The sequence below is a fragment of the Paenibacillus sp. P3E genome, from assembly GCF_001909045.1.
GTDB lineage: Bacteria > Bacillota > Bacilli > Paenibacillales > Paenibacillaceae > Paenibacillus_AQ > Paenibacillus_AQ helianthi.
Genome location: NZ_LVWH01000199.1, coordinates 25,844 through 38,449 on the forward strand (window position 1 = coordinate 25,844; position 12,606 = coordinate 38,449).

Sequence of the window (12,606 nt, forward strand, 5' to 3'; positions counted from 1 at the left end):
AAACTCTATACTAGGATAGAGACTATTTCCGGGCAACTTACCATATGCGATATGACTCACTTTCCGCTTAAAAAGCAGACTAATTTTTTCCGAACTGACTGCTTAATTGCTACTTCTATCCGTTAAAAAAGGCGTTCCTATGCGGTTTTCCCGCCACGGAACGCCTCCGTCTATTCAGCAGCAATGCCTGACTCTACACCATCCTCATCCGTTCGGTCCCGGCCCGTTCTGCGGTATTCCGCAGGCGTTACACCGTTATACTTCTTGAACGCTTTAAAAAAGTACGGGCTGTTCGAGAAGCCGGCGCGTTCTGCGATTTCTCCGACAGGGGCATCCGTATGCAGGAGCAGCTCGCGCACTCTGCTCATCCGCACCTCCTGGATATAACCGAGTATCGTCTGCAGCGTATGCTGTTTGAACACGCGCCCGAGATAGGTGGCGGACATGCCGAGCTCGTCTGCCAGCATGTCCAGAGACAGATTCGGATCGGCATACCGTTCATCGAGAATTTTTTTGATCCGGCACGGCAATTCATCATGCCGGCTCTTTTTCCGTTCATTCATCTGATTCTCCAGCTGATCAAACAGGGACATACAACGTTCAATGAACTGCCCCATCGTCTCTGCCCGGGAATGAGGCATATACAGGTGCAGGTTAATGAACTCCCAGTCCTCGTTCGACGGAGAATGCTGCCGGATAATCCGCAGTGCGTTCTGCAGCGCAAAGGTCAGGTGTGAAACGGCAAACTGGTAGGATATATAGGTATAATCAGCCGTATCTATAATGATCTCACGGAACAGCTGCCTTACATCAGCTATCCGCCCCAGCATCAGCTCATCAATCATCTGCTTTTCTTTCTGCAGCGGATATTCATAACGTTTGGTCTTGTTATGTTCCACTTCTTCGGCTTCGATATGGCTGCCGGCTCCGCTGAATACCCAGCTGTATGAGGCTTCCACTGCTTGCTGATACAAGGCATGCACCGCTTCGATCCCCGGACCGCTTAGGCTGGAGGATACAGTGACCGATAGCTTTAAATATTCGCTGACCGCAGTTTGAATCCAAGCGGCATAATCTCTGCACCGCTCCCGGTCACCTTCGGCTTCGCCGGACATCTGAAGCAGCACCGCCGCCTGTTCATCCCCGATATCCGCCGCAGCGGCTGGAATGCCAGCGGCGGCGAAGAGCTCCTGGGCAATGTTGAGCACTCCGTAGAGCAGCAACTTGCGGTCCTCCGCTTTGTACCGGTTCACGAACAGCAGGTGATCGTCCACCAAAATCAGCAGGACACGGACCGGCTGTGCAGGATCCAGCGGAATGCCGTACCGTTCAAACCGCGCGGCTGCATGCCCGGCGTTCATCTGTGTATACCCGTTCAACAGGCTGCGGAGATATTCCGAGCGCATCGCCTGGACGCTCTCCCGCTGTTCTGTTTCCAGCTTACCCAGCCGGGAGAGCTTATGGTTCAGCCCGCTGAAGATCCGCTGGGACAGCAGTGAGGAGATTGCGAGTCCGGCGAACAGGATAGCCCCTGCAACGATCAGCGTTTTGATCCGCATACTATCGATATTCCGGCTGATCACTGAATAAGGCACAATGCGGATATATCTCCAGCCCAGATAGTCCGGACTGCTGTAGGTGACTAGACTTTTGACATGATCCACCTCAGCGGCAAAATACCCGGAATCGTCCGGTCCGCGCAAGATCCGGTCAATATACGGCGTTCCCTTAAGGTTGGTCAGCATCGGTGTCTTCCAGCTGTTTGTAACAAGCGTGCCGTTCTCGTCGATCAGAAAGGTATTCGTCGGATCATTCGTCAGCGAACCGTCGATATGCTTTTGCAGCTGCGTCTCCTTGATGTTGACGACAACCGCATTCTTCCGCGGCTTCTTGCTGAGCGTGTCATATAGCAAAAAAGTATACGTATCCCTTTCCCGCTCCGCGATGTTTCCAACGAGCCCGTCGATCTTCAGCTTACGGGGAATCGGCATCAGTGTTTTGTAATCATTCACATGCTGGAGCATGCTGCTCAGTTCCTGGTCGTAAAATTCCGCCTCGCTGAACACCGAGGGCACGCTCATATCCGAAGTGATATAGAAAGTGCGTGACTCGGCATTATAAACATAGATGGAATCGATAAACGGAGAGGTTTCACGATAATTGGTTAACTGGCGGATGGAACTGTCGATGTCCTGAGCGCTGAGGTCGGGAAAATTAAGCAGATTGGCGATATTCTGATCGCTATGAATCTGCTTGGCGAACGTGGCGGCGGTCACAGCCATCACGGAGGCTTCCTGAGTCGTCTGCGCCAGATTGTCCATCGTCTGATCGTAGGACTGGCTGAGCGCGATTTTCTCAAAATTCATATACAGAATGATGGACAGTATGGAAATAGTCAGAAATATCGTAACTACCATTACAGAAAAAAACTTCCCGAAGTAGCGATCTACTTTTCTGTGCGGCATTTTCATGTATGATCCCCCCTCAAAAGATAGTGTTGTTCTTAGCCGCGTGAGTAGGCATTCATATCGAATCAGCTCCTTTTTGTGAAGAACCTTTGACAATTAGCCTGGAATTGATCACAAAATCCTTTTGACCCGGCTGGAGATCACCGTTGATCTGATCGATAACTTTATCCGCCAGCAGCCCCCCCAACTCGTACAGCGGCTGTTCAACGGAGCTAATCTTAGGCGAAACATAGTTGGTAATCCGGATATTGTCGACACCCACCACCGCCATGCGGTCTGGAATTGCAATCCCATACTCAGAGCAAGCTTTGTATACTCCGAGTGCCATCTCGTCATTGGCGGCAAATACCGCTGTAAAATCGCTGCTCTCTTCCCATAAACGACGGAAAGCCGCGTATCCTCCATCTTCGGAAAAATCTCCTTTGTCAACTAGAGTAGGCAGAAAAGGCAGTCCCGCTTCAGCCAGCCCGTCCTTAAATCCTTGCAGCCGGTCGATGCTGTCCAGCGCGTCCTCGTAGCCGTTCAGATAAGCAATCCGCCGGTGCCCGTTTGCCACCAGGTGAGTGACCACATCATGGCCGATTTTCCAGTTATCCGTAGTGGAACAAGGAATGTTAAGATGTCCAAGGCGCCGTCCGATAACCCCAATGGCATAGCCTTCACCTGCGAAGGATGCGATCTCCCCGTCGCTCAGCATTGGCGATACCAGGATAATGCCGTCCACAGTCCGGTTCTGAAGCAGCGACAAATACTCCAGTTCCTTCATCTTCTCATTTTGTGAGTTGCAGATGAGGATTTTGTAATTCATTGCGTTTGCCTTTTGTTCTATGCCCTTGATAATCTCGGCATGATAAGATATCCCGATATCGAGTACGACGACGCCGAGCGTCATGGTCTTTCGGGATCGGAGTTGCTTGCCCATGGCGTTCGGTGTGTAATTCAATTCCTGAATGGCCTTCAATACCTTATTTTGCGTTTCCTTGGTTACCAGCGGACTGTCGTTCAATACACGGGATACCGTCGCGGGCGAGACATTGGCAATCCGGGCAACATCGATAATTTTGCTATCCTTCATTTGTTCACATACTTTCAAGGTTTGATAAACCCATTATAACATCAATGAAATCGATTTCAATAACCTTTCGTTCCCTTCTTTCAGCCCTTATCTATACATATGAGATTCGTAAGCTACTTGGGTCGACGCACCGTGAACGGACCGTTGTTCCAATCGCTGTGGTCCCCAGATTTTATGTATTCTCCTTCGCGGTGAAAATCCGGGGATAAAGGCGACCGCTGCCGCTTTTACGCGGGTCGTTCCGTCCTCTCCGCTGTTTAAGCGGGAAATGGAACTACAATCTTTAAAAAACGCAAAAAAAGAAACCATCCTTTGGTAAAATGAAGTACTGGACGTGCCCAGCCGGGAAAATGCTGCATTTCCACTGGGAAAGCAAGGAGACCTTAGAGAGCGGCTATGAAATTCGTAGACGTCATTACCGAAGCAGTTCTTGTGACGGCTGCCCCCTAAAGGAGCGTTTCACGAAAGCGGCAGGAAATCGGGAGGTGGCCATCCGTCTGGAATGGCTACGATACCCGTACCAAGCGCGGGAACAGTTGCGGAGTGAAGCAGGAGCTGTACGTTGAATGACGGAGCCGGAAAGTGTATTTGGACCACTGAAAAATAACCGGGGCTTCCGGCGTTTTCTGCTTCGGGGCATCGGCAAAATGACGCTAGAAGTCGGTTGGCTTTCACTAGCCCACAATCTATTGAAGCGAGAAGACATGGACCAAAAAATGGAGCAGCGCTCCTCCAATAACAGGAGGAGCGCTGCTCTTATTAACTTTTATGCTTTTAAACTTGATGGTGACCTGTCACCGCAAAACATTCGCAGAAACGGCCCGCCAATTCAACTAATACATGATTCCATACAACCGATAAAGCGTGACAGCAGCTTCCGCTCTTGTGATCGGCGAAACGGGCTGCAAGTAACCGTTATAGCCCTGGAACAAACCAGCCGAAACCGCACGGGCTACACTTTCCCTGGCATAAGCGGATACCTTAGAAGCATCCCTGAATTCCGGCAATGCCTCCCCGCTGCCCACGGAGTGCTCCTTGCCTGCCGCAAGCATGGCGTTGTCCATCATCATTATCATTTCCTGACGGGTTACCGGCTGCTTCGGCCGGAACTCATCACTGCCCGTACCGCGAACAATGCCCAGCGTCCGGGCAGCATTCACATCTTCATAGTAATAATCAGCCTGCGCTATATCCGTAAAGGAATTGGAGGCTTGCGCCTGCAGATCAAACAGCCGCATAATCATGACCACCGCATCTGCGCGGGTAATAGTCTGCGCAGGCGAATACGATTGCTCCGAGACTCCCTGGATAGCTCCCTTAGAGGCAAGAGCTTCCACCGCTGCCTGCGCCCAGCCGTAGCGGCCCAGATCGCCGAAACTCTTGGCTACAGAGACAACGGCATAGCGGCTGAAGTGATGTGTGGTGAATTGCATCTCTTTGCCTGTGCTGTCATATCGTCCGCTGACTACCGGCTGTCCCTTGCCGTTTGCCCCGATCTGCCAGAACGTCAGCTGAGACGGGTTGAGCGCTTCGGCGGAGGAAAGCTGGTAAGGCGTGCGGAACGTAACCGTCGCTAGATTGTTCTTCCAGCTGACAGGGTTGCCGTCCACGGCTGCGCCAAGCTCGACAACCGGACGACTGCCCGCAGCCTGCTTAACGTCTCCATCCGCACCGGACAGATCCGCGAGCTTAACGGACACTGCAATCTGCTTCGCGTCTTTAGCCATGCCCGCAAACATATCCCCCGGAAGTAGCAGACTTCCTGCAGAGGTAATGAATTGGATCCGCACCTGCTTCATCGAGGCCAGATATGAGGCAGGCAGCTGCAATTCGAATGTTGTTTTACCCGCAGCTGATCCAGCCTTAAACGTAAGCGTCCGCACTCCATTGGCATCTGCCTGAGCGGCAGCGAGCGCCTTCGTAAGCTCCTCTGTGCCGGGAGCAAGAACAGACTTCGTACTGTCTGTTGCGCCTACGGAAACGGAAGGGGTCGCTGTTGGGGTTCCGGCATCAGGAGTGGGAGTCGGAGTCGGAGTCGGAGTGTCCGTTCCCTTCTTACTGATAACCAGCATTTGCGTTCCAGGCACGGCTTCGTAATAGACGAATGCACCTTCACCTTCCCGGACCGGCTTCAGGTTATAAGAAGTGGCCCCCCGTGTGAGAGTAACCTCATTCCACTCGGCCGGAACCTTCGTTCTCAGGGTTAGCGGCTCATTGTAAACTGCCGGGTCCAGTGTACCCTCCAGCTTAACCTCGATTGCACCGGAAGCGGGTTTTGTAACCTTTGCTGTAGCGTTCTGTCTTTCACGCAAATATTTGCCCACCTCGGCAAAGGTACCGTTCCAAAGAGCGTCTTTCCGCTGGGCTACATATCCATAATGGTTGTCATACAGGCTGAGCGGAGGTGAGGACCAGCCTTCTCCATCATTGCCATGACCGGTCAGAATCAGCCAGTTTCCTTTGGCGATACCAAAGTCGGTCCAATCATCCAGTTGGACAGCCGTTGTCGTACTTTCAACCATTGTACTGCTCAGATTGTAATACTGCTCTGTGCTGCTGGCGTTGCCGGCATTGTTACCTCCCTGGCGCGCAGCAACGAAATACTTGGCTGCTTCTGCCGCAACCGCTGCATTGCCCGTATTGTACGGGAGCGCCAGCGATTCCGGCTTATAACCAGTCTTCTCCTTGATCCGGGCGACAGAATCCTTTAACTCGGAGGACATCTCTGACGCGCTGAGCGTGGTCAGATTGCGGTGAGTAACCGTATGGCTGGCTACATCGAAAATCCCTTTATCCAACAGCGCTTTCCACTGCTCCCATGTACCCGTGGAAGCGCCAGTGTCATTATAGGCATTGTCGATCCAGCCGCTGATCAGCGCGAGCGTTCCTTTCAGCTTGTATTTTTCATGCAATCCGGCAAACCGTAAATCAGATTCGTAGATACCATCATCATACATAATCGAATACGCGCCGGCCTTGCCGTCTTTCCAGGTAGTGACCTCCGTATCCCCGATGTTGTAAAGTTTGCCCCGGATAGCTTTGGCCACTGTATCGGCTAAAGTCCAGGCTCCTTTCGGATTCGGATGAATCTTATCCGGGAAGTCGCTGCTGCTTCCGGTTGTGGCCGCGTTCACGTCGATCAGGGTTGCGCCTGTCGCTTCAGCCGCCTTCCGAATCAGAGGAATGACCCCGTTTTGCAGGACGGAGTTGACAATGCCATAAGCCTGGTTCGGATCGTCGTTGAATATTGCCGGAGGCAGATTGACAAAGACCTTCGGATGACTTGGCAGCGCCTGATACAATTGAATCAGCTCTTTATAGTCGCTCAGGAAGTGGTTCTGCCCCTCCTTCCAGTTCCAGGCTTTCGTATCATTGGTACCCAGCTGGATAACCACGACGTCAGGAGCATAGGTCTTGCTGGCCGCAAATGCGGCTTCATTCCAGTACGGATCGTCGCCGTCCTTTTGCAGCGTGCGGCCGCTGACGCCGAAGTTCTTGACGGCAAAGTTGCTGCCGAGCAGCGACTGGAGCTGTGCCGGATAACTCGTTACCCCGGCATATTTCAGCCCGGCTCCCGCTGTGATACTATCTCCGACCGCTGCTACCTTGATTTGACCTTCCGGGCGGTTCTTCTCTGGTATCTTTTCCGTATATGTGGCAGGAATTTCATCCGACGGATACTCAGCGAAGTACAGATCGTCAAAATAATAGGTGCCGGGATTCCACTCCGACAACCGGATTTCCTTCAGACTGCTGATATCCGCAGAGGTCTTCATCAGCGGAAGATACACTTTCGTCCACTGCCCCTTGACGGAACTGACATCGGTCCAGTTGTTCACGGAGACCGTGCCGTCCGTATCCACAAAGGTAACGTGGACGGTGTTCGATCCCTGCATATCCTTTACATAGAAGGCCAGATAATTGAAGCCGGAAGCATCTATGGAAGCTGCACCGCCCTGTGGCTTAATGATGACAGATTGCTTATCCGCTCCCGGTGAACCGGCGTCTCCAGTGACTTCCAGCTTCACACTTCCCGTTCCTCCAGGATTGACCCCGAATTTCCGGTCCACCGTCGCGGTGGCATTCACACCCTGGCCGACCTGCACATCTGGCTCCTCAAAAGATTGGAACCAGCCGCTGGAACCAACAGGATACGAAGCGGGCTCCACGCCGGTCTTGTAGGTTGCCGCGAAGAAGTTGTCGACCCATAACTGCTCAGAAGCGTTCATGCCGATCCTGATCTGGGTAATCGCCAGCGTATTCAACTGCCGGCTGGACAGTGGAACGCCCTGCGACTTCAGAAGCGGAACACTTAGCCGTGTCCATGCGTTTTTCACCGTCTTCCCATCCGTCTCCGTTGTCCAGGAATGCCCCTCGGCATCCACGAGCGTCACGGAAAGAGGTCTGTCCCCCACGCTGTCCTTAGCGTAGAAGTTCAGGTAATTGTAACCTGTCAGATCACTGTTGATCGCGCCGCCCTGCGGAACAAATGCGGCATAAGTCCCGTCGGCGCCGGAGCCCGCTGTGATCTTGAGACTCTTCGTGCCGTTGCCGGCCGCACTGTCTGCTGCTGATTCCAGCTGCAGCTGAGGGGAGGAAGCTAAATACCCCCGGCCTGACTCAAAACTCTGGAACCAAGCCGAGATACCGGCCGGGTTCGGCTGCGTTCCGGCTGAAATCCGGTTATACCGGTTATACCGCTCGGCCAGAATATCCTTCACTTGCTTCGGCGTTGTACGGTCCATATGATACAAGCCCATCGTCTGCAGGCCTGTAATATTGGTATACCAGTTATATGCAGTCCACCAGGCTGCACCGCTCAACAGTCCGCCCGGGTTCGGCGTTCCGTCCTCCGCCCGTGTAGCTGTCCGGGCAAATGCATTGAAGGTACCGGTGAACAGCGTCGTCTGCCTTGTGTCCGAGGCGGTTTCATCCCCTGACCAGTAGCCGTACTCTGTAGCAATGATCGGCTTACCTGGATGCAGTGCATGGATGGCCTCAATTTCCTCCTGTGTCTCTAAATCTGGATTTGCACCATAAAAGGCGCCGAAATACATGGTCATTCCGATGATATCGGCCGGGGAATGCGAATGGTCGCTCACCCCTTTGTACGGATTCGCCACGGCGGACTGGCCGACCAGTCTTGTTCCATCGATGGCATGTGCAGCATCCCGCATCTCTTGGATAAAGTTGACACGCTCCAGCTGCCCGCCTGACTCATTGCTGACCCCGTCAAACCAGACGGAAGGTCGGTTGTAATTACTGAAGATCATTTCCTCCATCATTTGCTTGGCCTGGCCCCGCTGACGCTGCAGGTCAAAGGCTTCTCCGCTGAACCAATAGGCCGGAATTTCCTGCCAGATGGCCAGACCGATCCGGTCGGCAAATTGATAGGTCGGCAGGCTGTGCGGAAAATGCCCGGTCCGGACGAAATTAGCCTTCAGCTCCTCCTTGATCTTCAGCAGGTCGCTGTACCGGGTTGCATCATTCAGTGAAGGTCCTTTGTCGCTGCTGTCCTCCGTATAACCGACCCCGGTGAGGAACGGGGCCAACTCTCCGTTCAGCTTAAGCTGTACACCATCCGCTTCCAGTGTACGGATACCGAACTGGGTATAGAAGGTGTCCGTTACTGCTCCGCCGGTCTTCTGCTCTACCTTTAAAATATACAGATTCGGTTCAGACGGACTCCACAGCTTCGGTTTAGGTACTTTTACCTTGAGTGTTTGTACCGCCTGCCCGCTGGCTGGAACCGTTAATGCGCTTCCTTGGGCCGCTGCCGCTTCCGTACCCGTCAGATCCTGCGCATATTCGCTGAGCCGGTTACTCTCTCCGATCTTCGCTTCATAGATGGTATAGGACAGCTGAACCTGTTCAGCTGTTTTACCCGTATGATTCAGAAAGGTTCGGACTGACAGATCTCCATCCGTACCCAGCGTACGCACATCACTGCGCACCACATAGGTGTCCGGCATAAATTCAACGTAGGCGTCCCGCAGGATTCCTGTGTAGTTGAACCAGTCGGACGTCGCGTACGGCACGATTTCCCCGTTATTGAACTTATCCCATTTCGGATTGTCAACACGCACAGCGATCACATTGTCGCCGCCATAATTGAGTAGATTGGATGCGTCCAGTGCGAACGGCGTGTAGCCGCCCTGATGCCCGCCCGCATATTTGCCATTGATCCATACATCCGCGAAATAGTTGACGCCGAGGAAAGTAAGCTGTGCAGGCTGCCCCGCAAGAGAGCTATTCACCTCAAAATGCTTGCGGTACCATACCCCGCCCTGATAACCCGACTTGTCACTCTTGTTCTCCGGTCCGCTCAGCGATTCGTAAGCTGTGCTCTCATCCTCCGGGAGAGGCAGTGTCTTACCAGCCCAGCCGGAATCGTTGTAGCCAGTCTCCTGTCTGCCGCCCGCCTCATCTTCAAGGCCGGCAGTTCTGGCACTGTCCCGTGGTGCTGCTGACAGATTGGAATCCAGCGTGGTTCTTTCTTTTTTCCAGTCTCCGTTTAAGGAAAGGTACGTTCTGTCCTTCTGCTTCTCGAAAGAACCCAACGGCAGACTGCCTGAATAAGGCATCGCTTCGCCGTCCACATCCTTCAACACCAATTGCGTAAAGCCGGCATTCGGGAAGCCTGCACTTTCTTTTTTAGCGAAATAAAACTCATCCAGATAATAGGTCCCCGCTTTCGCAGGCGTCACCGTCACCGTGCTTAGGCGTGCAAATTGGAAGTTCAGACTCTTGTCCAAAGGCATGGCGATCCGGTTCCAGCCGGCTGTTGTCGTCTTTCCGGTCTGCCAGTCTACCGTTTTTCCGCCAGCATCCTTCAACTGTACGGACAGCGTCTGACCGCCCTGCTCATCCCACACATAAAAGATCAGATGGCTGAAATTTGTGGCGTCGAACTCCGCCTTATAGTCGTAAGGCTGGTTCTTGTCCGGAGACTCTTCGAGCGCCTGCGGCTTGACGTTTATGCCATTCGTGGCAGGGTTGGTTGAATCCTGGGACAGCACTGCCCGAATGCTCGCAGAGTTGTATGGATTGGCTGACTTATCCATACTGAGTGTGGTACTCACCCCTGTACCTGCCGTAATCCCGTATTGTCCGTCCTGCCCTTTCGTCTCGAAATTCTGATACCAGACCGCTCCGATATTCTGGTTTCCGCTGATGAAGCCGGCCAGTACATCGTCTTCGGCCATGGCAAAATACATATCATCGAGATAATACACTCCGGCATTGTAAAAGCCGATATCGACGGATACGATTTTTGTCAGGTCAATCTTCGAGGCTTCTTTCAGCGAAAGCTGCATATTGACCCATTTATTCTTGGTCGATTTGGCGGTTCCCCACGTGTCCCAGACGCCCCCATTGGCATCCTTGATACGGAATTCCACACCATTGCTGCCCTGGGTGTCCTTCAGATAGAAAGCAAGATATGAATAAGCTGACGCATCGAACGTCCCGCCTGCTTTGGGCTGTACGCTCAAGTAACTCCCAGCCGCATAAGGCCAGTCATTTTTGACAGTCGTGACCTTGACACCGGCCATGCCCGCTGCGTTGGCTATATCTGCTGAGGTCTCGGCGGTAGTAGCGCTGCCTGCAGAGTAGCCGGTTCGGCTCTCAAAATCATTGAACAAGGCCGTGCGCTCTGGCTTAATGGCAGGCGAAGCATCCGTTTCCTTCTGGGCCAGATAAAGATCATCGTAGTAATATACATTACCGTAACCCCAGTACGATCCAAGCTCAATCTGCTGCAATCTGGACAAATTAATTTTTGATTTGTCCAACTTTACGGTCATTTTCACCCATTGCTTCGACTGCGTCTTGACCGCTGCGCTTGTTTCCGTATCCCAGACCCCGCCTTCGGTATCCTTGAATACAACATGTATACTGGATCCGGCGGCGGCTGTCGTATCCTTGACGTAGAACAACAGATAACTGAAAGGGGAAGCATCCATATACGTTACACCGGATACGGTCGAGTTGCCTTCAGGTTTAATTCCGGCTCCATAAACGCCGGTGTTCCAGGCTTCGTTCCGTTCCTTCCCGTCCCCGTCCGTATAGGTATTCTGCACCATTTTTAGACTGCCGGAGCTTGAGGAGTAAGCAGCATCAGCAGTGACACGCTGGGCAATCGTCGCGGTTCCCTGACCTGCCAAGCCATAGCTGCCATCACTACCGGGTTGTTCGAAGCTCTGGTACATAACTGGCGCCGACGGCACATTGCCATCATCCGGATAAGCCGGCGGCAGAGCGGCAGCAGATTTGGAAAAGTACATCTCATCAAAATAATAGATGTTGCCCCAGCCCCAATACTCGCCCAGCGAAATGGAGACAATCCGCGAAAAATCGAGTTTTGTCTTATCGAGCGGAATCGAAAGCCTCGTCCACTGATCCTTCACGGACAGATTCTGATCCGTATTGGCATTCCATTCTTTCCCATCTGCATCCCGGATAACAACATTCGGGTTATGAACATCGGTGTCCAGAACGTAAAAATTTAAATAGTCATAGGCAGAAGCATCATAATAGGTCCCTTCTGTAACTGTATCCTTCTGTGGCGATACCGTGAATCCGTAAATATCGGTGTTCCAGGCTCCGCCGCTGGGATTATTGTCGTTCGTCTGGGTCAGGCGCACACTTCCCCGACTTCCGCCTCCCGGTGTCAGGTCTGTAATCGAAGCTGTTGATGAGGTACCGACGGCAGAAATCCCATAGGTCTTCCCCTCTCCGGCCTGCTCAAAGTTCTGATACCACTTGCTGTCTGTCTGTGTCTGCGGCGGTGTCTGTGGTGGTGTCTCCTGCGCGTAAGCGGTATCTCGTGCCATTCCCCCGAATACTCCCGGCAACAGCAAAACCAGTGCCATGACGGCCGCGAAATATTTGTTATGCCCCCGCTTGCGCTTTACCGATTTGCTTATGGACTGCATACATGACTCCTTTCGACTCTCTTTATTTGAAATCGATTTCATTTTAAAAAAAGAAAACTGAATTATTTTTTTCATTCCTCCCTCTCTCAACCTTATAAAAAGTTTGAGTGCCTAAGTCATTCAATGT

General features: G+C 52.6%; 3 protein-coding genes and 1 pseudogene. 1 reads left to right on the forward strand and 3 read right to left on the reverse strand.

What is annotated here, in order from left to right; all coding sequences use genetic code 11:
- Positions 1-170 precede the first annotated feature (170 nt).
- Positions 171-2,471: an AraC family transcriptional regulator gene (locus tag A3842_RS24775; protein ID WP_074103082.1), complete on the reverse strand. Its 2,301-nt coding sequence runs from the start codon at positions 2,469-2,471 to the stop codon at positions 171-173.
- Positions 2,472-2,523: 52 nt separating this feature from the next.
- Positions 2,524-3,543 (reverse strand): LacI family DNA-binding transcriptional regulator, encoded by a 1,020-nt coding sequence (locus A3842_RS24780; RefSeq protein ID WP_074103083.1) that lies wholly within the window; start codon positions 3,541-3,543, stop codon positions 2,524-2,526.
- 329 nt (positions 3,544-3,872) lie between these two features.
- Between A3842_RS24780 and A3842_RS24785 the strand changes: the two are divergent.
- Positions 3,873-4,259, forward strand: a pseudogene (locus tag A3842_RS24785) (transposase); the annotation flags it as partial.
- Positions 4,260-4,376: 117 nt separating this feature from the next.
- Here the strand turns inward: A3842_RS24785 and A3842_RS24795 are convergent.
- Positions 4,377-12,479 carry a glycoside hydrolase family 2 gene (locus tag A3842_RS24795; protein ID WP_074103085.1) on the reverse strand — a complete coding sequence of 2,701 codons (8,103 nt, stop codon included), beginning with the start codon at positions 12,477-12,479 and terminating at the stop codon, positions 4,377-4,379.
- Positions 12,480-12,606: the final 127 nt, after the last annotated feature.

Coding starts and splice junctions, on each gene's coding strand:
- A3842_RS24775 (WP_074103082.1), bottom strand. CDS start 2,471: ATGAAAATGCCGCACAGAAAAGTAGATCGCTACTTCGGGAAGTTTTTT.
- A3842_RS24780 (WP_074103083.1), bottom strand. CDS start 3,543: ATGAAGGATAGCAAAATTATCGATGTTGCCCGGATTGCCAATGTCTCG.
- A3842_RS24795 (WP_074103085.1), bottom strand. CDS start 12,479: ATGCAGTCCATAAGCAAATCGGTAAAGCGCAAGCGGGGGCATAACAAA.